The sequence below is a fragment of the Flavobacterium alvei genome (assembly GCF_002920895.1).
Lineage (GTDB): Bacteria > Bacteroidota > Bacteroidia > Flavobacteriales > Flavobacteriaceae > Flavobacterium > Flavobacterium alvei.
In genome coordinates, this window is the sequence record NZ_PQVG01000001.1 from 472,319 (window position 1) to 496,158 (window position 23,840).

A 23,840-nucleotide genomic window follows, 5' to 3' on the forward strand; every position below is an offset into this window, starting at 1 on the left:
GAAAAAAGAATACACTTATGCGTTATTACATCATTGCACCTGCCTACAACGAAGAAGCATTTATACAGCTAACATTAGACAGTCTAGTCAATCAAACAGTTTTGCCTAGCAAATTAATCATCGTCAATGACAATTCCACAGATAAAACTGCCGAAATAGTTAGCTCTTATTCTCAAAAACATCCTTGGATTCAATTGGTAAACAAAACTTCCGAAAACATCCATTTACCTGGAAGCAAAGTCATTCAGGCTTTCCAGAAAGGATTCGAAACCTTGGATGAAAATTATGATTTGATTGTAAAAATTGATTCCGATTTAATTTTTCCAGCAAATTATTTCGAAACGATTATCAAACATTTTCAATCCGATGAACGAATTGGAATGGCTGGCGGATTTTGTTATATCGAAAAAAATGGCAATTGGATTCTGGAAAATCTAACGGATAAAGATCACATTCGAGGCGCATTGAAAGCGTATCGCGCAGCAACTTTCAAACAAATTGGTGGCTTAAAACCAGCTATGGGCTGGGATACTGTTGATGAGCTACTTTGCAAATACTACAATTGGAAAGTAGTTACCGACGAAAGTTTGCACGTAAAACACCTGAAACCAACGGGTGCTAACTACAACAAAACGGCTCGTTATAAACAAGGAGAGGCCTTTTATACCTTGGGCTATGGATTTTTTATTACCGCAATTGCATCGGCTAAATTGGCAATGATGAAGAAAAAACCTTTACTTTTTTTAGATTACATTCAAGGGTTTTGGAAAGCTAAAACTTCCAAAAAACCAATGTTAGTTAATCCCGAACAAGCCAAATTCATAAGAAACTATCGTTTGCAGAAAATGAAGGAGAAATTGTTTTAAGTTAAAACTCATAACTCATAACTTATAACTCACAACTTCTTAGTATTTTTGACAATATTTAAAAATTATGATGCTTCTTCGCTATTTATCCCAAATCGGAAAATACTTCTTGATGTGGAAAGAAATTTTCAGCAAACAAACCAAATGGTCTGTAATGAGAGGGCTCATCTTCAAGGAAATTGATGACTTAATTATTGACTCCTTAGGAATAGTGGCTTTCATTTCCTTCTTTGTAGGCGGTGTTGTTTCTATTCAAACCGCATTAAATTTAAATAACCCTTTGATTCCCAAAACTCTTATTGGTTATGCCACACGAGAATCGGTAATTCTAGAGTTTGCACCAACTTTTATTTCGGTAATTATGGCTGGAAAAATGGGTTCCTTTATTACATCAAGTATTGGGTCTATGCGAGTAACCGAACAAATAGATGCCTTAGAAGTTATGGGAGTAAACTCCTTAAATTATTTGGTTTTCCCCAAACTAATTGCTGTTCTTTTGTATCCATTCGTAATTGGGATTAGTATGTTTCTGGGCGTTTTTGGTGGGTATATTGCAGCAGTTTACGGTGGGTTTGGTGCTAGTTCAGATTTTATCGATGGTTTACAAATTAATTTCGAACCTTTTCACGTTACCTATGCCTTTATTAAAACTTTCATTTTTGGAATATTACTAGCGTCTATTCCTGCTTTTCACGGCTATTATATGAAAGGTGGCGCACTTGAAGTAGGGAAAGCAAGTACCGTTGCCTTTGTTTGGACATCGGTTTTAATTATTTTAGTGAATTATATACTAACACAATTACTTTTAACCTAATGATAGAAATTAAAAACATAGAAAAATCATTTGGTGAAACCAAAATTCTTAAAGGCGTTTCTACAATTTTTGAAGCTGGAAAAACGAATTTAATTATTGGGCAAAGTGGTTCAGGGAAAACCGTTTTATTGAAATCACTACTCGGAATTCACACTCCTGAAGTAGGAACAATTTCTTTTGATGGCAGAATATATTCCGACCTCAACTCGGATGAAAAACGCGAATTGCGAACCGAAATAGGAATGCTTTTTCAAGGAAGCGCCCTTTTTGACTCGATGACCGTATCTGAAAATGTTGGATTTCCATTAAAAATGTTCACAAACGACAACAAAAAAAAGATACAAGAGCGTGTTGATTTTGTTTTAGAAAGAGTCGCTTTAGTTGGCGCTCATAATAAATTACCCTCCGAAATATCGGGAGGAATGCAAAAGCGGGTTGCCATCGCTAGAGCCATTGTGAACAATCCAAAATATCTTTTTTGTGACGAACCCAACTCAGGTTTAGACCCAAACACGGCAACTCTAATTGATAATCTTATCCGAGAAATTACCGAAGAGTATAACATCACGACAGTAATCAACACCCACGATATGAATTCTGTGATGGAAATTGGCGAAAAAATTGTCTTTCTTAAAAATGGTTTAAAAGAATGGGAAGGCACAAAAGAAGAAATTTTCAGAACAGACAACGAAGCTGTTGTTGACTTCGTTTATTCTTCAAATTTGTTCAAAAAAGTCAGAGAAGCTTATTTGAAGGAATAAAAAAAGTTCTATCTAAATATTTTTTTTTAGATAGAACCCGTTTTTAAATTTGCATAGTCTTTTATACGAACTGAATACACCTATAAATGAATAACTAAATTAAAGTTTATTTGCCAAAGTTGTTATTCGTTTTATATCTTGCTCTTTACTTTTAGGGTAAATAAGTAGAACTCCCTCTTTGTCCACAATAATGTAATCGTGCAAACCATCAACAACGATGATTTTATCGGCATCAGACCTGATGATATTACCTGAGGCATTTTCTAAGACAACTTTTGCATTAATAACCCCATTTTTATTCTCATCTTTATCTAGTTTTTCGTGAAGCTGACCCCAAGTTCCCAAGTCGTTCCAATCAAAAGTAGCTGGAAGAACATAAACATTTTTGGCGCTTTCCATCACGGCATAATCAATAGAAACATTTTCGGATAAAGCATAATTCTCTTCGATGAAAGTTTTCTCGGCAGGAGTATTATAACTTTCTAAACCTTTAAGAAACAAGGCGTTCATCTGTGGTTGAAACTTTTCGAAAGCTTCAGTTATCGATTTGGCACTCCAAATAAAAATACCACCATTCCACAAGAAATTACCGCTTTTTAAGAACGATTTTGCCGTTTCATAATCTGGTTTTTCTCGAAATTGCGATACTTTTTTGATTGGATTAGCATCGGTTTTGTCATATTCAATATATCCAAAACCAGTGTTTGGGAATGTGGGTTGAATTCCAAGTGTCATCAACGCATTTTCATTGGCGCAAAAATCAAAGCATTGCTTTAAATTGGCTGCAAATTCATTTTCGTCTTCAATCCAGTGATCGCTTGGTGCAACAACCATAACAGCATCTGGATTTTGTTTTTGAATTTTTAGCGAAGCATATAAAATACAAGGAGCTGTATTTCGCATGGCTGGTTCTAACAAAACTTGCTCTTGTTTTACCAATGGCAATTGCTCCAATACAATAGCATTGTATTTTTCATTGGTTAAAACCAATATATTTTCCACTGGAATCAATTTCGACAATCTACTGAAGGTCTTTTGGATTAAGGTTTCCCCTGCCCCAAGCATATCGTGAAATTGTTTTGGAAATTCGGTCGTACTTACTGGCCAAAATCGAGATCCAACTCCACCAGCCATTATAATTGCGTAATAATTTTTATTCATTTTTTATATCTTTATTTAATAAATATCAATCTTTTGGCTACAAATGTATTTATTATAATCTAAATCAAAGCATCAAAAACACAATTGAGTTTTGTCTTTCGTTAAAATGCATTTTTTTACGTTCAACTAACATTATCCTGGAATTATTTCGACTTCGGCATTGGCATTAAACAAGAATAATCTTCCAGTATTTACTTCAATACATTCATATCGTTTGGTTCGAAGTCCATTTTTCTTAAAAATTCTTCCATTTTTAATTCGGAATAAACTGCCAGATGGTACTTCGTGAATATAATGAATATCGGCTTTTCTTTCGTCAAATTGTTTTAATGCAAAAGCAAGTCGCGCATCGGTATCGCTGCTAGCGGTGGGATTTCTGAAATGATTAGCCACCAAGGGCAAAATCGTATTTGGAAATATTTCGGGGCGGATATAAGGAATCATCAACCGTTGAAAAGTATATTTCCACTCATTGCCGTGAGGTTTTATATTTCGTCCAAATTTTTCAAAAGCAACCAAATGCGAAATTTCGTGAATTAGCGTAATCAAAAATCGGTATTTATTCAGGTTGGCATTGACCGTAATTTCATGTTTACCTGTCAATCCTTTTCGATAATCGCCGTGACGAGTTTGCCTTTCATTCACAATTTTGAGATGCACTTGATTGGTAACAATCAGCTCAAAAACTGGTTTTACGGCGTGTTCAGGCAAGTATTTTGATAAGGTTTCGGACAATTGTGAGTTTTGGGATTTAGGATTTGGGATTTAAAAATTTGGAATTTAAGTTTTTACGGATTCGTGGATGAAACTTGCAGTACTTTTCCGTTGTAATATTTATTTCCAGTTAAGGCGAAGTCAAAAATATAATTGGCCATTTCATTTGCTGAAATGGGTGCTTCATAACCTGGAAAAGCTTCTTGTAACATTTCGGTTTGAACGGCTCCAAGTGCTAAAACATTAAACGAAATTCCTCTTTCTTTGTATTCTTCTGCCAATAATTCTGACAGGGTAATTACCGCTCCTTTACTCGAACTATACGCTGCCAAACCTGCAAATTTTAAACTGCCTTGAACACCACCCATTGAACTAATCGTAACTACGTGGCTTCCTTTTTGCAAATACGGAATACAAACCCGAGTCAAATTGGCCACTCCAAAAACGTTAACTTTATAAATATTTTCGAAATCGGTTTGGGTTAAGGTTTCAAATGGTTTGCAAATTAAACTTCCTGCGTTATGAATGATGATGTCCACATTTTTCCAAGAATTTGAAAGAAAATTTTCTACTTTGTGCATTTCGTTTTCATCGGATAAATCTATGGAAAGGCAAGTTATATTTGAATTTTCAATAAATGCTTGAGGCGTTTTTCTGGAAATGGCCAAAACCTGATGTCCAGCATTGGCAAACTGCAAAGCCAATTCATAACCAATTCCTCTTGAAGTTCCTGTGATGATAATGTTTTTCATAAAGCGAAAATAAGCAAAATCTTTAAAAAAAATGATCCGAAAATTTCAAAAAAGAAGCTTTTGGACTTTTACGGCAGCGTGACTAAATGTTTTTGGTCACAGATTTTCACAGATTTAAAAAAAACAGATAGAATTAACACCTACTCTCTCCGAAAATAGTTCTTAAATTTAATTCCTTTTGGCCCTAAAATATTTTTTATACACTTTATATGCTTGAAAAACTGCGAGTGCTATAAAAAACAAAGGGATCACAATTGGTACAATATATTTTGAAAAAGAAAATGTGATTTTGGAAAACGAATCCAACAGAAGTATGGCGGACAGCATCCCAAAAAAAGTTCCTATTACTATTCCTGATATATAATAATATTTAAGCTTATTGACCAATGAGATAGAATTGGCATTCAGTAAATACAAATTCCAACCTACCCAAAAAGGTATTTGAAGAAAATTAAATCCGCACAAAACCATCCCAATTAAAAAAGGAGAATAGTGAACATAATTGGCTAAATAATTATTTTCTTCTAAGGTTAGATTGGAGTTTGCATAAAATAAATAAGCCAACAACAGAAAGAAAAAAACGGCGAAAAAATTAATCAACTTCATTAATTTTTGATTTTCAACTAATTGATTGGCAAAAATAACGGTCAAATAAATTACGAATGCCTCGACTAAAATTACTCCGAACAAATAATAAACCAATGCATTTATGCCTAATGTAGTAAAAACTTCTACCCCAATAATATTCAAATAACCAAGAGGCAATGAACCTATAAAGCTTACTAAAAAACCAAAAAAAATATTTTTTAATGCTTTCATTTATTAAAAATTAAGAATCTTTTTGTTTTGCTCCAAATGCAATCGATATTCTTGCATTCCTTCTTTGTGTGACAAATAGGGAATTGCTTTTTTGTGATTTTGAACACTAATTTTATACATATAAGTGATGTGTCGTGCCAGTTCTTTCCAAGCAAAAAACAAGGAATTTTTGGGATCATAAATATGTGTGGGTTCGCTTGCTGCTCCATTTAATTCTACAATTTGAAAGCTGTCGCCTTTTTCTAATTCCTCAAAAGTATTGTACATTACATCCATTCTTCCAAAATAAAAACCTGGAATTTTAAGGCAGATTTCATTTAGAGTTTGGGTCAGTTTTGGCGTAATCCAATGACTTATATCTATAAACTTTGCGCCACGAGCGTGATTGCCATACGGAACCAAATTTAGTTTTTCGCCTTTGGGCAAAATGGCAAACAATTGTTTTCCGTATTCCTGTTTCAAAACTTTCAACTGCAATTCATAACGTGGATTTTTCTTGATTAATTCTTCGGCAGTCGAAACACCATCTCCTTCAATAATCAAGAATTCTTTAGCTACAATTCCAGTTATTCTGCCTGCTTTTTCATTTGGATAACGTATATAAAAAATTCCCACTTCATTTGGATACGGAATTAAATCTTGCACTAAAAAATCAAAATTGGCTTTGCCCAAATAGTCTTTTAATTCACTAAACGATGAGATTTTTTTTACCGCTGAACCACGCAAGCCTATATCTGGTTTGGCGATAAAAGGAAAATGAATTTTATTTTCTGCAATACTTCTTTCTACTATTTCAACTGCGGTTTTTTCTTTGATTAAAATTGTTTTGGGATAATATTGCTGCGGAATCAAATCATAAATAGCTTTTTTGCTTTCCATTATAAAACCTCCGTTTTTTATAGTTGGATTGGACGCATTAAAGAAAAAAATAGATCTTGCCTTAAAGGCATAATAAACCCAAAGAAAATAAATAGGAATATACAAAACCTGAAAAGGCCAATACTCCCAATGGGTTAGTTTATGAAAAAATAATTTCATCTGTTAATTTATTAAATACTAATAAAAGCGGTTGAAAATTCCTGTTCGGCAATTAAATCGCGATAATCAATAACGCTTTTGTTTCTTTTAATGGTTACTTGAGTAATACTCACTGTTTTTAAAACATTTTCTCGATTGATAATCAAGCCATTTTCAGAATCATCCCCTGATGTGTTTTGATGAAAATCGAGCATATCTGAAGCGGCAACAGTTGTTTTGTTTTTCAAAAAATCAGCAAACCAATCCGAACGTTTTTTTCTGATTGCTTCAGGATATAAAGTAACTGACGACCAAATATAATTTTGTGATTCGTCTAACTGAGTCGTTCTTTTTTTGGAACCATCCCAAATCAGTTCATAGAGTGCTTTGTCTTGATATAAAACCAAAGTAAAAGGTTCAATGTTTTCGAGATTGATCTGCTTCCAAAATTCTTTAGGTGAGTCTGAAGCTATTATATCCAAAGCAATTAATCCACGACTTTTCCTATACGAAAGATGAACTTCATGTTTGATGATTCCTCCATTCAACACTACCAAAACCGTTCCATTCGCATCTGCAACAAACCAGGTTCCTCCTGCTTTCTGATCTTTGGGATACATTAGATTTTTACCGTTAAACGTATAGCTTTGGGGTAGAATGGCACTTGGGCGAATCACTTTTTCATCCCGATTAGAAGTGATTATTACCTCATCATTATTACGTACAAAACTTACTGTACACATTGTTTTCTGTATTCTATGGTGGAGCGAGCCACACCAAAATTTTCATTTATTAAAATATTTTCATATTGCAAAACAGCCACTTTTATCAATGCCTGATGATGAATGCAATGTTCTAAATTATACAGCAGTTCTCTGTAATAATTGCTTTGAATCCTTAGAACAAGTCCGTTTATCACTTGTTCTAAATAGATTGTTTTGTCTTCATTTTGAAGACCTATTTTTACATCAAAAATACATTGCTTTGCAAATACTGATTCTGTTTGAATGCGCTGATTTCGTTCTCGATTATCATAATTCAATAGTCCAGAAGCATAACTATTTTGAAGACATTGAAACATTTCGATAATGTGTCGCGTATGCTCGCCAATGGTTGAATTACTTAACGCTTTACAAGATTTAGAATAATCAGTATCAGACAATTGATCTAACAAATTAGTTAACTCGTCTAAACTTTGATGTATGGATTGTATCAACATAATTATTTTATTTTTAGAAAGTTAAACACTTTATATCTATCCAAATAAAGCAGCACTAAACAACATATGAATGTAATTAAAGCCAGCGCAAAAAGAAATCCTCCATCTCCCTGAACTTCAACCCCTAAAACAAATATATGCGAAAAAATGGCACCAATCATAACTCCACAACCGCCCAAAGCACCAAGCCAGGTTGTTTTTGGAATTAAAAGCAATATGGCTACAATTAATTCGGCAATTCCAGAACCTATTCGTCCATAAGGTTCTATACCTAAGGTAGAAAATATATAAATACTTTCGGGTGCTGCCGTAAATTTGAAATACAAAGTTTGCACTAAAATTACCGAAGCCACTATTCTTAAAATCCAGGTTATTTGATTTTTTTTCATCGCTTTACTATTTATAAATTTTTCTCCAGTTGTTTTCTGCTTTAGCTTTCAAATTAGCTTCATTTTTATTCCAGTTTTTCAACGTATTATTAAAAAATGCATTGTAAAATAAATAGAGTTTTCCGTCCATAATTTTAAAAGTTTCGGGGTTTATTTCGACTTTATCGCCTGAATCACCCATTGCAAAAGCACACCAACCGCCAAATTGTGGTTCAAAATTTGCCGGATTTTTTAGAAAAACAGCTTTATTTTCGGCTGATGAAAATTTATATACAACTCCCATATAAGAAGCCGTCAATTCATTTTTTCCTTTTACTGCTTTGTTTTGTTTAAAATAAGCCACAGGATCGTAGCCTTGAATGGCCACTTTATTTTCTAAATTAAATTGCGCTATTCTTTTAGCGTCATTTTGCGAAAAACTGGTTAAGGAAATCAATCCTAACATAACAACGAGGAATACTTTTTTCATAATCTATGAAACTTAAAATGAATATTTATATAAAATTCCGGCAACAAAACTTCGAGTCAATCCGTCTGGACGCACTTCACGGACTACAAATGGAGTGGCTAACGAAAGCTCAATCCCATTTTGCTTATTGATGTCATAAGCAGTAATCAGATTTCCATTTATGGTCAGCCCATCCGAACCAGCAATGGTTTCTCTTTTTCCAAAAATATTTTCAAAACTATCTTCTCCTAAATGATAAATAAACAACAGATTGGGTTTAATGGTAAATTTATTATTAGTTGTTTTTATCGAATAAGTAGCTCTTAACAACGCATCGGGTTTGCGTTCAAACAAATTTGTCGAAGGAAAATCATCTGGTCCGCTATATTCTTTGAAATACGAGTTTTTATTCGAATTGATTACCGGAATTTGGACAGCGCCATTAAAATCCCATTTCTTGTAATGCAGATTTGTTCCCAAAAACAAGTCCATCGTTCCTAAACTGGATTGGTAATCCATTGGCAAAGAATAGCCGTTAATTTTAAGATTAGAGGAATTAAAAGGAAATTTCAAACCCACAAGTGTGCTCCACTGCTTTTTATTCTTTTCTTTAAAAGTATAATTTCCAATTAAATAAGCATCACCAAATTGGCTCTTTGTTCCAAAACTTCCTTTTGCCGCGGAAAAAGCAACCTTGGAAGTAAAAGAATAGTGTTCGTTAAAACGTTTGGTATAACTAATATAAGGAGAAAAATATTTCACATCCGATTCTCCTGCTCCAAGAATGGCAGCTACTTCAATAGTATTTCTAAATTCTTTTTCATTAGATTGAAAAGCGTGATTAATAGAACACAAACCAGCATCACTACAACCTTGTGCAAACGAAAAATTCACAATTAAAGCAAACGAAACAATAAAAAATATCTTTTTCATAGTTCTAGATTTAATTTTGAATTAATGATGCAACCGCAAACAAATGATTGTATTGCTGGCAATTAATGAGTACGTATTTATAATCGGAAATAATAACCGATTCCGGGATTGAATAAATCATAGCTGGATTTAGATTTCCCAAATTAACAAATTCTGTGGGAGTACTTGTTTTAGATAGATACACTTTCAAATCAGGACCATCGGAAATAGAAAAATTTTCTAATTTTAATTTGTATTGATTTGCTTCGAAATAAATTTTCACTCCACCAGCCACTGATATTCCTGATGTTGGCACAAAATCTCCCTGACTTTTTAGAATTGAAATTGGAGAAACTGGTGCTGGAGCAATAGTATTGCTTGTTAAATCGCCCTGCACTTCACAAGAACATATGATGACAAACAATCCGAATACTAAAAATACAGTTCTCATCTTGATTTATTTTAAATTTTTTAAAACTGGCACTAACAAATCCGATGTTATTCGATGTTTGAAATCGGGTGAAATATATTCGAAAAGTATATCTGAATCTTCATTAACCACAAAAACTGCTGGAACTGGCAAAAAACTAGAGTTAACTCCATTTGAATTTACGTTAATAACTGATTTATAGTTTTCTGGAACTTCAAAAGCAATCCCTACCGCTTTGATTAATTCACCTTTGGAATCCGAAAGCAAAGTATATTTTATTTTATCTTTTTCTTTAGTAATTTTTAAATTTTCAGGAGCATCTGGACTTACTGCAATAATTTGAAATCCTAAATCGATGATTTGGTTTTCGGCTTCAGACAGTGCAGACAAATGCATATTACAATAGGGACACCAACCGCCACGGTAAAAAATCAAGACAGTTTTTTTATCGTTAAGCAAATCAGAAATCTTTACATCAGCATTTTCAGAAGATTTTAAACTAAGGTTTGGGATTTTCTCTCCTATCAATAAAGGAGATATATCCGTTGCGACTTTAGGAAGTGCATTTTGAGCATTGGTGACAAAACTCACTATTACGAGTAGAATAAAAAGTGTTTTTTTCATAGTTTCAAGTTTTACATTTTTAATAACAATGTAAAATTACTTCAATATGAAAAAACGAATTGTCGGCTAATTTACAGTTTGAGCAAAATAGTTACTTTTAACTGGAAGCTCTGGCAAAACCCACCGTATCGCGATACATTTGGGGTGAAACATAAGCATTGGTTTTAAAAAAACGGCTAAAATAATGCTCATCGTTATAACCCAATTCAAAGGCGATTTCTTTGACCGGCTTATTGGTAAGATATAGTTCTCTTTTGGCTTCAATAATAATCCGCTCGGCAATTAAATTAGTAAGCGTTTTGTTGAAATGATTTTTGGTAATTTTTGCTAATGCCTTGGGAGTAATATGCAGCAAATCGGCATAATCTCTTGCTGTGTGTTTTGTTTTGAAATGAATTTCTATGTAATTTTTTAGATTTTGAAGTATAAAAGGCTCTTTATCTGAAACGTCCAACAACACCTCTGGATGCTGTTCTTTCTTAAGACGAGATGCTGTTATTAAAAATATTTTTAAATAAGAAATCAAAAGTTCGTACTGTGCCAATGCCGTATTTTGCATCTCGACTTTCATTTGTTCTAAAACCATTTCCAAAGTTGTTTTCGAAACTTCATCAAGAGTAATATAGGGTGGCTGATATATATTATTAAACAAAACACCATTGCAGGCTACCTCTTGATGATGCTTAATTATGCAAAAAAAATCGGGATGAAACCGAATCACGACACCCTCTATCGAATTGTTTGGCTCAATCATAAATGGCTGATAAGGTGCGAACGAGAGCAATTGATTTTCGACAAAATCATATTCTGAAAAATCAACTTTAACGGTACCTTTTCCTTTTTTAATCCAAATCAAAGAATAATAGTTTACTCTTTGAATTTGATCAAAATGAGTATTATCCATAAAAGAAAACAGCTTAAAAGCAAGATTTCCATTTTGTGGATTTATTAAGGTAAAGTCGGACTGATTTATCATAGAATTCAAATTTTACAACCTATTTAGCTTAAACCTGATGCTTTCAATTTATTTTTAAGACTCTCTATTTCTTCTTCTAATTTTGAAATGTATTGAAATTTTGGTTCAAAAGCTATTTGTATTTCTTCAACAGTAAAACGGGGTTTGATATGTTGTGGACAATTCCAATCAAAAGCCTCAATATGAAAAAGGATTATTCGCTCCGGACGAAACTCATATTCACCTAAATCGAGTTTAGCCAGCAGTTGAGGATTATCTTTGAGCTCAGCAATTTCGGCTTTAGCAAAAATTTTCAATCTCGCCCTTGCTGGATAATCCACCAAAATTAATGCTGCATTATTATTAGTCGCAAAATTACCAACAGATATGTATTGTTTGTTTCCTGAAAAATCAATGAAACCAATAGTATCTTTATCCAAGACTTTCAAGAAGCCTTTAGGACCGCCACGATGCTGAATATATGGATAGTTTTTTTCGCCAATGGAAGCCAAATAAAAACTATCCCGATTGGCTATAAAACCCATTTCATTTTCGGACAAACCATCAATGACATTGAATTTTTCCATTCTTTCATATCCCTTTCGGCTGCCGTGTTCTTCCTGCAGCTTCTTAACAGCATCCGAAAATGCTATTTCGGCAAAATTTTTAGCCATAACAATTATTTTAATTTTCTATCCTTTTCTTCAATTGGCAAATCATTAATACTGGCAAATCTTTTTTGCATCAGGCCATTTTCATCAAACTCCCAATTTTCATTTCCATACGCTCTGAACCATTGGCCTTCTTGATTTTGATATTCATATTCAAACCGAACAGCAATTCTGTTTTCGCGAAAACCCCAAAGTTCCTTTTTAAGCTTATAATTTTTCTCTTTATCAAATTTTCCTTTTAAAAAAACAACTACCTCATCTCTGCCATTTATAAAATCCGTTCTGTTTCGCCATTCGGTATTTATGGTATAGGCTTTAGAAATACGATCTGGATCTTTACTATTCCAGGCATCTTCTGCTAGTTGCACTTTTTGCAAAGCTGTTTCCAAACTGAATGGAGGCAACGGAAATTTTTGTTCAATTGTATTCATATTTCATTGTTTAAGAGTTAAAAAAACAAACCAACCCAAATTGAATTGGTTTGCCAATTTACAAATTAAAGCGCTGGAGCTAATGGAAAATCTACAGGTATCTGAGTTAGATTATGCAAATAATTCATCGCCGTTTTATCGCTTATTTGAAGAATTAAATCCACCAGATTTTCGTTGTTATATCCTTGCGAGAAAAAAGCATCTACTTTGTCTGAGCTTGCTTTTCCTTTATTTTCAGTAACATCAGCGGCTAATTGTACCAAAGCATTTAATTTAGTATCCGAAGATTTCCCTTTTCTGATATCTAGCAATTGATCTTCTGAAAACCCGTTCATTTTTCCTAAAACCAAATGAGCGCTTTGGCAATACACACATCCGTTAACTTGGCTTACAATTAAATTTACTGCTTCTTTCTCTTTATTAGACAAAGATGTTTTGGCGTTTTGATAGGCTAAAAATCGCTCTAAACCGTTTTTAGAATACCCAATTGTGGCATACAAATTAGGAACAAATCCTAATGCCTTTTGCAAATTATCAAAAACTAATTGATTGTTTTCTGAAACTTCTTCTCTTGCTGGAACTGTAAATGTTGTCATTTTTGTTTTGTTTAAAATTGCTTGTCGATATTGACAGTGCAAAGATGCGACGGCCTTCAAACAATATAAATGGACAATTAACGTGGCTTGATGGACAATTTTCCCCAAGTGAATATTTTCTCCAAAATCCTGTCAGGATAAGTTATAGTTGGGTTATATCAGCAATGATAATTTCTTTTCTGTTATACATTATAAGATTATTGGCTTCCATTTCATTCAGTAATTGAGTTGCGGTTTGCCTTGAAGTACAAATAATCTGGGCAATATCATTTTGGGTTAAATAATTACCAATAGTAACCGAATTCCCTTCTCTGACTCCTTCTTTTTCTGCCCAATCCTTCAGGAATTGGTACAATCTGGTTTTGGCATCTTTAGAAATTAAATTGGCATAACTGTTTTTGATGCGCTTCATTTTCAGCCCCACAAACTTGGTATAGGAAAGTGCCAAGGTGGGATTTCTTAGCAATAAATCTTCAAAATCAGACATCAGAAAACTGCAAATAGTCACATCATCCGAAAGTACTTTTGCATATTCATTGGCTTTATCATCTGTTTCCAAAGTTAATTCGCCAAATAAATCCCCTTTCTGAATAATGTCTTTTATAGTTTCATTTCCATCTTCATCAACGGCTACAATTTTGATATTTCCTTTTTTGAGCAAAAAAATACGAGGCACATCGGAAGAAGAGAAATAAATAATTTCTCCTTTTGATGCTTTTTTAAAACCAGTGATAATGCACAATTGTTTGATTTGCGACATACTCAATGTCCAAAACAATTTGTGGTCTCGTAAATACCAGTATTTTAATTCTTCATACATAAGATTGCGTCGATAATGTGTAAAAGTAAATAAAAAACCCTTCAAAATTTTCAACTCTGAAGGGTATTATAAATTAATACTTTCAATCTAGTGAGCAATAATACTTCGTGAAATCACGATTTTCTGGATTTCGGAAGTCCCTTCATAAATTTGGGTAATCTTGGCATCACGCATCAATCGCTCTACGTGGTATTCGCGAACATAACCGTTTCCTCCGTGAATCTGCACAGCTTCAATTGTAGTATCCATAGCGGTTTGCGATGCAAAAAGTTTGGACATTGCCCCACTAATGTCATAATTATGATGATGATCTTTATCCCAAGCTGCCTTCAAACAAAGATGACGAGCAGCTTCAATATTGACAAACATATCGGCTAATTTGAATGCGATTGCTTGATGGTTACAAATTTCTGTGCCAAAGGATTTTCTTTCTTTTGAATATTTTAATGCTAGTTCATAAGCTCCAGAAGCGATTCCCAATGCCTGAGAAGCAATCCCAATTCTTCCTCCAGCCAAAGTTTTCATTGCAAATTTGAAACCGAAACCTTCCTCTCCAATTCTGTTTTCTTTAGGTACTTTTACATCATTAAATTGCAATGAATGTGTATCAGAACCACGAATTCCCATTTTATGCTCTTTCGGTCCAACGGTAAATCCCGGCATATCTTTGGTCATAATCAACGCATTAATTCCTTTGCTTCTTTTCTCGACATTGGTTTGGGCAATGACAATATAAAACGAAGCTGTATTCCCGTTAGTAATCCAATTTTTTGTTCCGTTTACCAAATAATAATCGCCCATATCGATAGCGGTTGTTTTTTGCGAAGTGGCATCGCTACCAGCTTCGGGTTCGCTCAAACAAAAAGCACCGTGAATTTGACCCGATGCCAAAAGTGGCAACCAATGTTGTTTTTGTTCTTCGGTTCCAAATTCCTGCAATCCCCAACAAACAAGAGAATTATTGACAGACATCACCACCGAAGCTGAAGCATCAATTTTAGAAATTTCTTCCATTGCCAAAACATACGAAATTGTATCAAGACCGCTTCCGCCGTATTTTGGATCGACCATCATTCCCATAAAACCGAGCTCTCCCATTTTTTTGATTTGTTCAGCTGGAAAAATTTGCTTTTCGTCTCTTTCAATTACACCAGGCAAAAGTTCGTTTTGGGCAAAATCTCTGGCAGCTTGTTGCACCATTAATTGCTCTTCGGCTAGATTAAAATCCATAATTATTTAAAATAAATGACGTTATTTGTTATAAAAATACATTCAAAGATAATTTTTTATACGGAACTATTCAATTATGATTCGTAAATTTGACTAATGAAAAAAAATTACTACAACGTTATCGGATTAATGTCAGGAACCTCGCTGGATGGAGTTGACTTATCTCATATTAAATTCCAATTAATCGATACCAAATGGACTTTTGAAATCCTAGAAAGTGAAACCATTAGCTATAGCCAAGACTGGATTGACCAACTCAAAACAGCAGTAGATTTTTCAAAAACACAGCTTGAGAAACTAAACCACGATTACACTAAACTTCTCGCTTCGATTATTTCTAATTTTATTGAAAAACATAAAATTGAAAATCTGGATGCCGTTTGCTCTCACGGTCACACTATTTTGCATCAACCCCAAAATGGATTTACGTTACAAATAGGCAACTTGCCCGAAATAGCAACTTTGACTCATCAAACGGTGGTTTGTGATTTTAGGGTTCAAGACGTCAAATTGGGTGGTCAAGGCGCTCCTTTAGTTCCTATTGGTGACCGAATTTTATTTTCGGACTATGATTATTGTATTAATTTGGGTGGTTTTTCAAACATCTCTTTCGAACAAAACAGCAAACGAATTGCTTTTGATATTTCGCCTGTAAATACAGTTCTGAATTTTTATGCCAATCAATTGGGGTTGAATTATGATGACAAAGGCCAAATTTCACGAACAGGAAAAGTCAATACCAATTTGTTAAACGAATTAAATGCCTTGGATTTTTACCAACAAACCTTCCCTAAATCATTGGGTTTTGAATTTGTAAAAGAAACTGTTTTGCCTTTAATTGAAAGTTACTCAATTGCTGTTGAAGACAAATTATATACTTTTACAGAGCATGTGGCTTTACAAACTGCTTTGGCTTTGGATCTCTTCGAAACTCGCAAAGACAAGAAAAGTCGAATGTTAGTAACTGGCGGAGGTGCTTATAATGATTTTCTAATTGAGAGAATTCAATCCCAATTACCTGAAATTAAACTTGTTATTCCGAAGTCAAAAATATTAGAATTCAAAGAAGCTTTAATATTTGCCTTACTTGGCGTCTTGAAATTGCGAGGCGAAATTAATGTTTTGAGCAGTGTAACAGGTGCAAAAGCAGATCATAGTTCGGGAGAAATTTATTTCTTTACTTAGCAACTTTTAAAAAATGATACAAAAAACCCGAAACATATCTTCAAAATTATTCAAAGAATTTTTAGAAAGTGAAAAAGCAGGGGGACTTATCCTAATAGCCTGCACATTGATTTCATTGGCATTGGCGAATTCTATTTTTAGTTCAGAATATATCCATTTTTGGCACACCTCTTTTCATGGTCAACCTATAGAATATTGGATTAATGATGGATTAATGACCATTTTCTTTTTGCTGATTGGTTTAGAATTAGAAAGAGAAGTCTATCAGGGAGAATTGTCGAATATCAAAAATGCGCTTTTACCTATTTTTGGAGCCATTGGAGGAATGCTTATTCCAGCAGCCATCTATTTATATTTTAATTATGGTACTTCAACTCAATCTGGAGCAGGAATCCCGATGGCAACCGATATTGCTTTTGCCTTAGGAATCTTATCCTTATTAGGCAATAAAGTTCCAACTTCACTAAAAATATTCCTGACTGCATTGGCGGTTATTGATGACTTGGGAGCGATTTTAGTAATTGCTTTATTTTACACTAAAACTATTTTTTGGACCAACCTTTGCATTGCAATGGGCATTTTTGTTGTCTTGTTAATTTTAAACCGAATCAAAGTAAGAAACCTAATTACTTATTTGACTTTGGGAGTTGTGATGTGGTATTTTATGCTTAATTCTGGTGTGCATGCAACAATTACTGGAGTTTTAGTAGCTTTTGCAATCCCTTTTGGAAATGGAGATAAAAAATCTACATCCTATATATTACAACATTTTTTGCACAAACCAGTCGCATTTATCATACTTCCAGTTTTTGCATTGGCAAATACAGCCATCATTTTGGATTTGGATATGCAAGAAATTGTAACCCAGCATTACAGTATCGGAATTGCATTGGGACTTATAATTGGAAAACCTCTTGGAATTTTTACATTAAGTTTGATTGCAGTAAAATTAGGCATTTGCAAACTTCCTAGTGACCTGAATTGGACTTCTATATTTGGCGTTGGATTCTTGGGCGGAATTGGATTTACAATGTCTATTTTTGTGACCTTATTAGCTTTTGAAGATGTAAGTATAATCAATCATGCCAAAATTATAATTCTACTTTCTTCTTTACTAGCTGGAATAATTGGATTTGTCGGTTTGAAATTTGTATTAAAAACGGATTAATACCATTTTAGTAAGCAAGCAATTTTTAGTACATTTCAACGTTTTTAAAACCAATACGCATTAACACATTAGCAATGAGCACGACCATTTCTTCCGATCAAAGAAAATCAATACTAATCTCCGTTTTATTATACGGACTCTTGCTGTTGATTTTATTCTTCATTCGATTTTGGCCTCCAGCTAATCTGGAAGAATTGACTGGTGGCGGAGGTGGCGGAGGCGTTACCGTTAATTTTGGCGACAGCGATTTGGGTTCTGGAGCCAATTATAAAAGTGAGATTTTGGACATTCACAATCAAGCCAAACAAACTCCAACTCAAGCTACTCCAGACGAATCCATCTTGTCACAGGAAAATACCACAGAGGAAAGTGTCGTAATTCCGCAAAAAGAAAAGCCTCTAAAACCAACGCCTGTAGTAAAAGAAGAACCGAAACCTGTTGTAGTAGCCAAACCAAAAGTTTCAAATAATACTAATGATGCTTTGGCAAGTATTATGAAAGGCTCGAATAAAGGTGGTGATGGCGATGATAAAACAGCTGGCAACAAAGGAAAAGCCAACGGAAGTTTAAGTTCTAATGGCTATTATGGAACTGGAGGATCTGGAGGCGGAACTGGCGGAGGTAACGGAACCGGCAACGGAATTGGAACAGGAAGCGGATACGGTGCTGGAAGTGGTGGAGGTTCTGGAAATGGAAGTGGCGGAGGTTATTCATTAGGAAATAGAAAAGCGATTTCTAAACCTGCTCCAAAATACACTTGCAATGAATCTGGAAAAGTCGTTGTAGAGGTATCTGTTGATAGAAATGGAAGAACAACTAGTGCGATTGCTGGAGTAAAAGGTTCGACCAATACGGCAAGTTGTTTATTAGAACAAGCCAAAATTGCTGCAATGAATACACGATGGGATGCCAGCAGCGATGCACCAGAAAAACAAGTAGGCAAGATTGTTTATAATTTCAATTTGAATTAAGAATAGAGATGAATTTATATAGATAAAATAAATAAAAAATGCCTCGGAATGAATTCGAGGCATTTTTGTTTGATAGTTTTATAGAAAATCAATACTATTTCGGACTAGTAGCAATCACAAATTTCAGATTGTTTTTTACCCCAATTTGTAAAACATCAACTAAATCTTGAACTTGTAAATTGAACGGAATCCGTACAATAACCGTTTGATCTTTTTGGGAGTTCATTTTTGACATTAAAGTTGTTTCTAATTCTTCGAAAGGAACAGGCTGCTTGTCGAGATAGAATTTCTTATCTTCGGTAACGGATAAACTAATGTATTGTTTGTTCGTTTTCTCGTTAGATTTAGCTTTAGGCAATGTCATTTTAATCACATTCGGATTCGCCAAAGTGGATATAATCAAGAAAAAAAGCAATAAGAAAAACATAATATCACTCAACGAAGAGGTAGCAACCTCGGCGTGGAATCTTCTTTTTCGTTTTATGGACATTGCGCTATGATTTTTGAATAATATTTACAAATTCTAATATTTGCTTTTGGATTTTCAGCGCAAAATTATCAATCTTACCGTTCAATAAGTGATAAGCACTGTAAGCAATAATTCCCACGATTAAACCAGAACCACTACTAATCATTTTTTCATACAATCCGCCTGAGATATTACCAATACTGATATTTTCAGTTACTGAAATGCTGTAAAATATCTTAATAACTCCCGAAATTGTTCCGATAAATCCTAAGGTTGGAGCAATTCCTGCAATCAATCCTAACTGTCCTAAATGTTTTTCCATTTCGCCAATTTCAATATCGGCAGCACGATCCATATTCGATTCAATTTCAGAAATAGGTCTGCCTATTAATAAAATCCCTTCTTTTATAACATTTCCAGAAGAAGTATTATTTCTTTCTACGATAGACAATGCCCTATCCAACTTTCCAGAGTTGAGATTATCTCTCACATCTCGCATCATTAGAGAATCAATTTTAGACGCTTTTTGAATGTATAAATAACGTTCGATTACTAAATAAAATGTATAAAATAAGAGAATTGCAATTGGAATTAAGAAAAAACCTCCTTTAAAAATAAATTGTAAAACCGAGATTTCTGTGTTAGGAGCGATATTTTCGACTACTGCACCAGTAGCAGCATTGGCAATAGTATCGGCTTGTAATTGGATTAAACTAAACATAAATTATTATTTTATTCATTAATTCTAAAAAATACTTGAAATTTGCAACCAAAGATACTTTTCGATGTACAATTAAACTAAAAAAAACGAAAATTATTTTAGTCCACCTCCTATTTAACAGAAAATGAATTATCAAGAAACCATAAACTGGATGTTTAATCAGTTGCCAATGTACCAACTTCAGGGCGCATCGGCTTACAAAAAGGATTTGACAAATGCTCATTTGCTTTCGAATCATCTTGATAATCCTGAAAAAAAACTAAAATGTATTCACGTTGCAGGAACCAACGGCAAAGGTTCTACATCGCATATGTTGGCATCGATACTTCAGGAAGCTGGTTACACCGTTGGGTTATACACTTCGCCACATTTAAAAGATTACAGAGAACGCATCAAAATTAACGGGGAGGAAATCTCGGAAGATTTTGTATGTGAATTCATAACCAAAAACAAAGCTTTTTTTGAAGCCAATGATATGAGTTTCTTTGAAATGACTGTTGGTTTGGCTTTCGATTATTTTGCCAAAGAAAAAGTGGACATCGCCATTATCGAGGTGGGAATGGGTGGAAGATTAGATGCAACAAATATTATCACACCACTGGTTTCAGTAATTACAAATATTGGTCTTGATCATACTCAATTTCTAGGCAATACTCTAGAAGCGATTGCTTTTGAAAAAGCAGGAATCATCAAACCTGCAATTCCTGTTGTTATTGGAGAATACACTCCCGAAACTAAGCCTGTTTTTTTGTCCAAAGCCAATGAAAATCATTCTGAAATATACTTTGCTTCTGACTTGATTTCGCATAATTATCCATCAGATTTGATTGGAGATTATCAAAAACACAACAAAAAAACGGTTTTGCAAACCATTGCCGTAATCAACTCCCAAAAGGAATTTAAAATCTATGAAACCGACATTAAATCGGGTTTATTGAATGTTGTACACAATACAGGACTCGAAGGGCGATGGCAACAACTAGGCGATTCACCAAAAATAATTTGCGATACAGCACACAACAAAAATGGATTGAAAATCGTGATGAAACAAATCCAAAAAGAAAAATTCGACACCTTGCACATTGTTTTGGGAGTAGTAAACGACAAAGATTTGGATGGAGTTTTACCCCTATTCCCTACTAATGCAATTTATTATTTCTGTAAACCCAATATTCCTAGAGGCTTAGAAACAAATGTTTTACAACAAGCTGCGTTAAAACACAATCTTATTGGAGACACATATCCTTCTGTTGCAAGCGCTTACAGCCAATCTAAGAAAAATGCCACGGGTAATGATTTTATTTTCATTGGTGGAAGTACCTTTGTTGTCGCTGAATTGCCAATAAACAAAAGGATTTCACTTTAATACACCTTTTTTTTATAAAAAAATAGTTTAATTTAATCTAAATAAATGATTATTAATTGATTAGCTTTATGTTCTAATTTTCAATTAATTAACCATTTAAACTAGATTATTATGAAAAAAAGTAGTTTTTTAGCATCGGTAATGTTAATTTTAACATTTATTTTGAGTACAACAATTTGTGCTCAAGAAGAACAAAAACCTGTATTCATTACAGTAACAACTATGCATCGAAATCTTAATGCAGACGGAAAAGATTGGCGAAAAACAGAACAGGAATATTATGACAAGGTTACAAGTAAGAATGATTTAATCATTGGTTCCGAAATTCTGACGCATTATTATACTGCCAACAGTACTGAAATTTTACATATTTCAGTTTACAAAACCTGGGAAGACATTGAAAAATCAGCAGACGTTTCAGACGAATTAATAAAAAAAGCTTGGCCAGACGAAAAGGCTAGAAAAGAATTTTTCGACAAACAAAGAAGTTATTACACCACCATGCACTCTGACGAAATCTACACCTCTTCACCATTAGCAGGTCATAAAGAATTAAAAACCGATTCGAAAGAACCCATGATTGTTTACATTCGAAAATCTCAATTATCTATGACTGGTCAAGGAAAAGGATTAAAAGAATTCAATGAAAAAGTAACTTTAAAAAACCCATATATAAAAGCATACTATCCCCACCGCCATTATTGGGGAGCTGATAGTAGAGATTTTGTAGAAGCATTTTTGTTTGATTCTATGTCTGATATGGAAAAATCAAGCGATAAAGACGATGAATTAATAAAAGCAGCCTGGCCAAAAGAAGAAGACAGAAAAGCTTTTTTTGACGAAATGAGAAAATCTTTTACGGGACTTCATGGTGATTTCATCTACCACAATGAGCCCACAATGTCTAAATAACATCCAAATTAATCTAAAACAACTCCATTTCACTAATTGAAACGGAGTTGTTTCTTTTAGAACACAATCCTAATAAATTAGATTCTAAGCAAATACAAAATCACGGAAAAAAATAATGAAATTTATATGAAAAAGTTTTGCAAAAGCGAAAAACCTGTCTATATTTGCACTCGCAATCACGAAATGATAGCAACCTAATAAAATAGGGCGATTAGCTCAGCTGGTTCAGAGCACCTCGTTTACACCGAGGGGGTCGGGGGTTCGAACCCCTCATCGCCCACCAAGAAACTTCAACAGAAATGTTGGAGTTTTTTTTTGCCCAAATACTTCCACACAACTTTTATTTTAGGATTGTTTTAAAAAGTTCTAAAAAAAATGAAATATCTTCGTAAACGATTACGAAAAATCTATAAAAAATGACTTACCAACCAGCAACAAACAGATATGACCAAATGGAATATCGCAGATGTGGAAACTCAGGAATTAAACTTTCGGCTTTTTCATTAGGATTATGGCACAATTTCGGTCACAACAGTGATTTTGAAAACAGCAGAAACTTGATAAAAACCGCTTTTGATAATGGAATTACCCATTTTGATTTGGCTAACAATTATGGCCCACCTCCTGGATCGGCAGAAGAATGTCTGGGGAAAATTTTAAAATTAGATTTCAAAAACCACAGAGATGAAATGATTATTTCGTCGAAGGCGGGTTATACGATGTGGGATGGCCCTTATGGCGATTGGGGTTCAAAAAAATATTTGGTTTCCAGTCTAGACCAAAGTTTAAAAAGAATGGATTTGGACTATGTAGATATTTTTTACCATCACAGACCAGACCCAGAAACGCCTTTGGAAGAAACTATGGCAGCATTGAATTTAATTGTGCAACAAGGAAAAGCGTTGTATGTTGGTATTTCAAACTACCGACCTGCCGAAGCCGAAAAAGCGTTCAAAATATTAAAAGAAATGGGGACACCATGCCTAATTCACCAACCCAAATATTCGATGTTTGAACGTTGGGTCGAAGATGGACTTTTGGATTTGTTAGGAAAAGAACATGTGGGTTGCATTCCGTTTTCGCCTTTGGCACAAGGATTATTAACCGATAAATATTTAAACGGAATTCCTGCTGATTCCAGAGTAGCTACAAGCGGACAATTTCTAAACGCCAATCATATTACTCCTGAAGTATTAGAAAAAATCTACGCTTTAAACAATATTGCCAAAGAAAGAGGCCAAAAATTAGCCCAAATGGCTTTGGCTTGGATTTTACGTGACCCAAGAGTGACTTCGGTATTAATTGGTTCAAGCAAACCCGAACAAATTTTAGATTCTATCAAAGCTTTAGAAAACACGAGTTTCAGCAAAGAAGAATTAAACAATATTGATTTGATTTTAAAGTAACAAACCCAAACAA

At 34.0% G+C, this 23,840-nt stretch carries 29 protein-coding genes and 1 tRNA gene; 10 read left to right on the forward strand and 20 right to left on the reverse strand.

The genetic code is table 11. The features are described from left to right. Window positions 1-17: 17 nt before the first annotated feature. The 3 genes from C3L50_RS01950 to C3L50_RS01960 all read left to right on the forward strand — a co-directional run bounded on the left by C3L50_RS01950 (window position 18) and on the right by C3L50_RS01960 (window position 2,441). A complete protein-coding gene (locus tag C3L50_RS01950) occupies window positions 18-866 on the forward strand; it encodes a glycosyltransferase (protein WP_103804426.1) in 849 nt (282 codons plus the stop codon). Window positions 867-933: 67 nt separating this feature from the next. Next, on the forward strand, window positions 934-1,680 hold the full coding sequence (locus C3L50_RS01955; protein ID WP_103804427.1) for an MlaE family ABC transporter permease: 747 nt from the start codon (window positions 934-936) through the stop codon (window positions 1,678-1,680). Next, on the forward strand, window positions 1,680-2,441 hold the full coding sequence (locus C3L50_RS01960) for an ABC transporter ATP-binding protein (protein WP_103804429.1): 762 nt from the start codon (window positions 1,680-1,682) through the stop codon (window positions 2,439-2,441). The genes C3L50_RS01955 and C3L50_RS01960 overlap by 1 nt, the downstream gene beginning before the upstream one ends. Before the next feature lie 99 nt (window positions 2,442-2,540). Here C3L50_RS01960 and C3L50_RS01965 read toward each other — a convergent pair whose 3' ends face one another. From C3L50_RS01965 to C3L50_RS02050, 18 genes are all read right to left on the reverse strand, one after another. Next, a complete protein-coding gene (locus tag C3L50_RS01965) occupies window positions 2,541-3,602 on the reverse strand; it encodes a mannose-1-phosphate guanylyltransferase (protein WP_103804430.1) in 1,062 nt (353 codons plus the stop codon). A 132-nt stretch (window positions 3,603-3,734) separates the two neighbouring features. After that, entirely contained in the window at window positions 3,735-4,337 is a 603-nt protein-coding gene (locus tag C3L50_RS01970; protein WP_103804432.1) for a SprT-like domain-containing protein, read from the reverse strand. 53 nt (window positions 4,338-4,390) lie between these two features. Then, a complete protein-coding gene (locus tag C3L50_RS01975) occupies window positions 4,391-5,068 on the reverse strand; it encodes an SDR family NAD(P)-dependent oxidoreductase (RefSeq protein WP_103804433.1) in 678 nt (225 codons plus the stop codon). A 168-nt stretch (window positions 5,069-5,236) separates the two neighbouring features. Next, window positions 5,237-5,887: a hypothetical protein gene (locus tag C3L50_RS01980; protein ID WP_103804434.1), complete on the reverse strand. Its 651-nt coding sequence runs from the start codon at window positions 5,885-5,887 to the stop codon at window positions 5,237-5,239. Between the two features lie 3 nt (window positions 5,888-5,890). Beyond that, the gene (locus C3L50_RS01985) at window positions 5,891-6,925 is read right to left on the reverse strand and encodes an ATP-grasp domain-containing protein (RefSeq protein ID WP_103804436.1); all 1,035 of its coding nucleotides are present in this window, start codon (window positions 6,923-6,925) and stop codon (window positions 5,891-5,893) included. 11 nt (window positions 6,926-6,936) lie between these two features. After that, a complete protein-coding gene (locus C3L50_RS01990) occupies window positions 6,937-7,647 on the reverse strand; it encodes an NRDE family protein (protein ID WP_103804438.1) in 711 nt (236 codons plus the stop codon). Next, complete coding sequence (locus C3L50_RS01995; RefSeq protein WP_103804439.1) at window positions 7,635-8,123, reverse strand: hypothetical protein; 489 nt, start codon at window positions 8,121-8,123, stop codon at window positions 7,635-7,637. Before C3L50_RS01995 ends, C3L50_RS01990 begins: the two co-directional genes overlap by 13 nt. Window positions 8,124-8,125: 2 nt before the next feature. Then, window positions 8,126-8,512: a DoxX family protein gene (locus C3L50_RS02000; protein WP_103804441.1), complete on the reverse strand. Its 387-nt coding sequence runs from the start codon at window positions 8,510-8,512 to the stop codon at window positions 8,126-8,128. A gap of 7 nt (window positions 8,513-8,519) precedes the next feature. After that, window positions 8,520-8,981 carry a YHS domain-containing (seleno)protein gene (locus tag C3L50_RS02005; protein ID WP_103804442.1) on the reverse strand — a complete coding sequence of 154 codons (462 nt, stop codon included), beginning with the start codon at window positions 8,979-8,981 and terminating at the stop codon, window positions 8,520-8,522. 12 nt (window positions 8,982-8,993) lie between these two features. Next, window positions 8,994-9,893, reverse strand: a complete 900-nt coding sequence (locus tag C3L50_RS02010; protein WP_103804444.1) for a hypothetical protein — start codon at window positions 9,891-9,893, stop codon at window positions 8,994-8,996. Between the two features lie 10 nt (window positions 9,894-9,903). After that, complete coding sequence (locus tag C3L50_RS02015; RefSeq protein ID WP_103804445.1) at window positions 9,904-10,323, reverse strand: DM13 domain-containing protein; 420 nt, start codon at window positions 10,321-10,323, stop codon at window positions 9,904-9,906. Window positions 10,324-10,329: 6 nt separating this feature from the next. Then, window positions 10,330-10,926, reverse strand: a complete 597-nt coding sequence (locus tag C3L50_RS02020; RefSeq protein ID WP_103804447.1) for a peroxiredoxin-like family protein — start codon at window positions 10,924-10,926, stop codon at window positions 10,330-10,332. Window positions 10,927-11,023: 97 nt separating this feature from the next. Then, window positions 11,024-11,902: a helix-turn-helix domain-containing protein gene (locus tag C3L50_RS02025; protein WP_103804449.1), complete on the reverse strand. Its 879-nt coding sequence runs from the start codon at window positions 11,900-11,902 to the stop codon at window positions 11,024-11,026. Between the two features lie 23 nt (window positions 11,903-11,925). Then, window positions 11,926-12,555 (reverse strand): pyridoxamine 5'-phosphate oxidase family protein, encoded by a 630-nt coding sequence (locus tag C3L50_RS02030; protein WP_103804450.1) that lies wholly within the window; start codon window positions 12,553-12,555, stop codon window positions 11,926-11,928. 5 nt (window positions 12,556-12,560) lie between these two features. After that, window positions 12,561-12,983, reverse strand: coding sequence for a nuclear transport factor 2 family protein (locus C3L50_RS02035; protein WP_103804452.1), 423 nt, complete (start codon window positions 12,981-12,983; stop codon window positions 12,561-12,563). Between the two features lie 65 nt (window positions 12,984-13,048). After that, the gene (locus C3L50_RS02040; protein WP_103804453.1) at window positions 13,049-13,579 is read right to left on the reverse strand and encodes a carboxymuconolactone decarboxylase family protein; all 531 of its coding nucleotides are present in this window, start codon (window positions 13,577-13,579) and stop codon (window positions 13,049-13,051) included. 142 nt (window positions 13,580-13,721) lie between these two features. Then, window positions 13,722-14,399 carry a Crp/Fnr family transcriptional regulator gene (locus C3L50_RS02045; RefSeq protein ID WP_103804455.1) on the reverse strand — a complete coding sequence of 226 codons (678 nt, stop codon included), beginning with the start codon at window positions 14,397-14,399 and terminating at the stop codon, window positions 13,722-13,724. An 87-nt stretch (window positions 14,400-14,486) separates the two neighbouring features. Continuing rightward, the gene (locus C3L50_RS02050; protein ID WP_103804457.1) at window positions 14,487-15,629 is read right to left on the reverse strand and encodes an acyl-CoA dehydrogenase family protein; all 1,143 of its coding nucleotides are present in this window, start codon (window positions 15,627-15,629) and stop codon (window positions 14,487-14,489) included. A 96-nt stretch (window positions 15,630-15,725) separates the two neighbouring features. On the opposite strand from C3L50_RS02050, the gene C3L50_RS02055 reads away from it, so the two are divergent. From C3L50_RS02055 to C3L50_RS02065, 3 genes are all read left to right on the forward strand, one after another. After that, complete coding sequence (locus tag C3L50_RS02055; RefSeq protein WP_103804458.1) at window positions 15,726-16,814, forward strand: anhydro-N-acetylmuramic acid kinase; 1,089 nt, start codon at window positions 15,726-15,728, stop codon at window positions 16,812-16,814. A gap of 13 nt (window positions 16,815-16,827) precedes the next feature. Next, window positions 16,828-17,982, forward strand: a complete 1,155-nt coding sequence (nhaA, locus tag C3L50_RS02060) for a Na+/H+ antiporter NhaA (RefSeq protein ID WP_103804460.1) — start codon at window positions 16,828-16,830, stop codon at window positions 17,980-17,982. A gap of 74 nt (window positions 17,983-18,056) precedes the next feature. Next, complete coding sequence (locus tag C3L50_RS02065; protein WP_103804461.1) at window positions 18,057-18,953, forward strand: hypothetical protein; 897 nt, start codon at window positions 18,057-18,059, stop codon at window positions 18,951-18,953. 94 nt (window positions 18,954-19,047) lie between these two features. On the opposite strand, the gene C3L50_RS02070 is transcribed toward C3L50_RS02065, so the two are convergent. Both C3L50_RS02070 and C3L50_RS02075 read right to left on the reverse strand, forming a co-directional pair. Continuing rightward, entirely contained in the window at window positions 19,048-19,443 is a 396-nt protein-coding gene (locus tag C3L50_RS02070) for an ExbD/TolR family protein (protein WP_103804463.1), read from the reverse strand. 4 nt (window positions 19,444-19,447) lie between these two features. Next, window positions 19,448-20,143 carry a MotA/TolQ/ExbB proton channel family protein gene (locus C3L50_RS02075; RefSeq protein WP_103804464.1) on the reverse strand — a complete coding sequence of 232 codons (696 nt, stop codon included), beginning with the start codon at window positions 20,141-20,143 and terminating at the stop codon, window positions 19,448-19,450. Window positions 20,144-20,267: 124 nt separating this feature from the next. Between C3L50_RS02075 and C3L50_RS02080 the strand changes: the two genes are divergently transcribed. The 4 genes from C3L50_RS02080 (at window position 20,268) to mgrA (ending at window position 23,827) form a co-directional block, all read left to right on the forward strand. Further along, complete coding sequence (locus C3L50_RS02080; RefSeq protein ID WP_103804466.1) at window positions 20,268-21,509, forward strand: bifunctional folylpolyglutamate synthase/dihydrofolate synthase; 1,242 nt, start codon at window positions 20,268-20,270, stop codon at window positions 21,507-21,509. A gap of 111 nt (window positions 21,510-21,620) precedes the next feature. Further along, window positions 21,621-22,421, forward strand: a complete 801-nt coding sequence (locus tag C3L50_RS02085; protein ID WP_103804467.1) for a hypothetical protein — start codon at window positions 21,621-21,623, stop codon at window positions 22,419-22,421. A 205-nt stretch (window positions 22,422-22,626) separates the two neighbouring features. Beyond that, a tRNA-Val gene (locus C3L50_RS02090) sits at window positions 22,627-22,704 on the forward strand. A 133-nt stretch (window positions 22,705-22,837) separates the two neighbouring features. Next, the gene (gene mgrA, locus C3L50_RS02095; RefSeq protein ID WP_103804469.1) at window positions 22,838-23,827 is read left to right on the forward strand and encodes an L-glyceraldehyde 3-phosphate reductase; all 990 of its coding nucleotides are present in this window, start codon (window positions 22,838-22,840) and stop codon (window positions 23,825-23,827) included. The last annotated feature ends 13 nt before the right edge of the window (window positions 23,828-23,840 follow it).

What these genes read in the sequence shown, in the direction of transcription:
- C3L50_RS01950 (WP_103804426.1), top strand. Translation starts at nt 18, where the DNA reads ATGCGTTATTACATCATTGCACCTGCCTACAACGAAGAAGCATTTATA.
- C3L50_RS01955 (WP_103804427.1), top strand. Translation starts at nt 934, where the DNA reads ATGATGCTTCTTCGCTATTTATCCCAAATCGGAAAATACTTCTTGATG.
- C3L50_RS01960 (WP_103804429.1), top strand. Translation starts at nt 1,680, where the DNA reads ATGATAGAAATTAAAAACATAGAAAAATCATTTGGTGAAACCAAAATT.
- C3L50_RS01965 (WP_103804430.1), bottom strand. Translation starts at nt 3,602, where the DNA reads ATGAATAAAAATTATTACGCAATTATAATGGCTGGTGGAGTTGGATCT.
- C3L50_RS01975 (WP_103804433.1), bottom strand. Translation starts at nt 5,068, where the DNA reads ATGAAAAACATTATCATCACAGGAACTTCAAGAGGAATTGGTTATGAA.
- C3L50_RS01980 (WP_103804434.1), bottom strand. Translation starts at nt 5,887, where the DNA reads ATGAAAGCATTAAAAAATATTTTTTTTGGTTTTTTAGTAAGCTTTATA.
- C3L50_RS01985 (WP_103804436.1), bottom strand. Translation starts at nt 6,925, where the DNA reads ATGAAATTATTTTTTCATAAACTAACCCATTGGGAGTATTGGCCTTTT.
- C3L50_RS01990 (WP_103804438.1), bottom strand. Translation starts at nt 7,647, where the DNA reads ATGTGTACAGTAAGTTTTGTACGTAATAATGATGAGGTAATAATCACT.
- C3L50_RS01995 (WP_103804439.1), bottom strand. Translation starts at nt 8,123, where the DNA reads ATGTTGATACAATCCATACATCAAAGTTTAGACGAGTTAACTAATTTG.
- C3L50_RS02000 (WP_103804441.1), bottom strand. Translation starts at nt 8,512, where the DNA reads ATGAAAAAAAATCAAATAACCTGGATTTTAAGAATAGTGGCTTCGGTA.
- C3L50_RS02005 (WP_103804442.1), bottom strand. Translation starts at nt 8,981, where the DNA reads ATGAAAAAAGTATTCCTCGTTGTTATGTTAGGATTGATTTCCTTAACC.
- C3L50_RS02010 (WP_103804444.1), bottom strand. Translation starts at nt 9,893, where the DNA reads ATGAAAAAGATATTTTTTATTGTTTCGTTTGCTTTAATTGTGAATTTT.
- C3L50_RS02015 (WP_103804445.1), bottom strand. Translation starts at nt 10,323, where the DNA reads ATGAGAACTGTATTTTTAGTATTCGGATTGTTTGTCATCATATGTTCT.
- C3L50_RS02020 (WP_103804447.1), bottom strand. Translation starts at nt 10,926, where the DNA reads ATGAAAAAAACACTTTTTATTCTACTCGTAATAGTGAGTTTTGTCACC.
- C3L50_RS02025 (WP_103804449.1), bottom strand. Translation starts at nt 11,902, where the DNA reads ATGATAAATCAGTCCGACTTTACCTTAATAAATCCACAAAATGGAAAT.
- C3L50_RS02030 (WP_103804450.1), bottom strand. Translation starts at nt 12,555, where the DNA reads ATGGCTAAAAATTTTGCCGAAATAGCATTTTCGGATGCTGTTAAGAAG.
- C3L50_RS02035 (WP_103804452.1), bottom strand. Translation starts at nt 12,983, where the DNA reads ATGAATACAATTGAACAAAAATTTCCGTTGCCTCCATTCAGTTTGGAA.
- C3L50_RS02040 (WP_103804453.1), bottom strand. Translation starts at nt 13,579, where the DNA reads ATGACAACATTTACAGTTCCAGCAAGAGAAGAAGTTTCAGAAAACAAT.
- C3L50_RS02045 (WP_103804455.1), bottom strand. Translation starts at nt 14,399, where the DNA reads ATGTATGAAGAATTAAAATACTGGTATTTACGAGACCACAAATTGTTT.
- C3L50_RS02050 (WP_103804457.1), bottom strand. Translation starts at nt 15,629, where the DNA reads ATGGATTTTAATCTAGCCGAAGAGCAATTAATGGTGCAACAAGCTGCC.
- C3L50_RS02055 (WP_103804458.1), top strand. Translation starts at nt 15,726, where the DNA reads ATGAAAAAAAATTACTACAACGTTATCGGATTAATGTCAGGAACCTCG.
- nhaA (WP_103804460.1), top strand. Translation starts at nt 16,828, where the DNA reads ATGATACAAAAAACCCGAAACATATCTTCAAAATTATTCAAAGAATTT.
- C3L50_RS02065 (WP_103804461.1), top strand. Translation starts at nt 18,057, where the DNA reads ATGAGCACGACCATTTCTTCCGATCAAAGAAAATCAATACTAATCTCC.
- C3L50_RS02070 (WP_103804463.1), bottom strand. Translation starts at nt 19,443, where the DNA reads ATGTCCATAAAACGAAAAAGAAGATTCCACGCCGAGGTTGCTACCTCT.
- C3L50_RS02075 (WP_103804464.1), bottom strand. Translation starts at nt 20,143, where the DNA reads ATGTTTAGTTTAATCCAATTACAAGCCGATACTATTGCCAATGCTGCT.
- C3L50_RS02080 (WP_103804466.1), top strand. Translation starts at nt 20,268, where the DNA reads ATGAATTATCAAGAAACCATAAACTGGATGTTTAATCAGTTGCCAATG.
- C3L50_RS02085 (WP_103804467.1), top strand. Translation starts at nt 21,621, where the DNA reads ATGAAAAAAAGTAGTTTTTTAGCATCGGTAATGTTAATTTTAACATTT.
- mgrA (WP_103804469.1), top strand. Translation starts at nt 22,838, where the DNA reads ATGACTTACCAACCAGCAACAAACAGATATGACCAAATGGAATATCGC.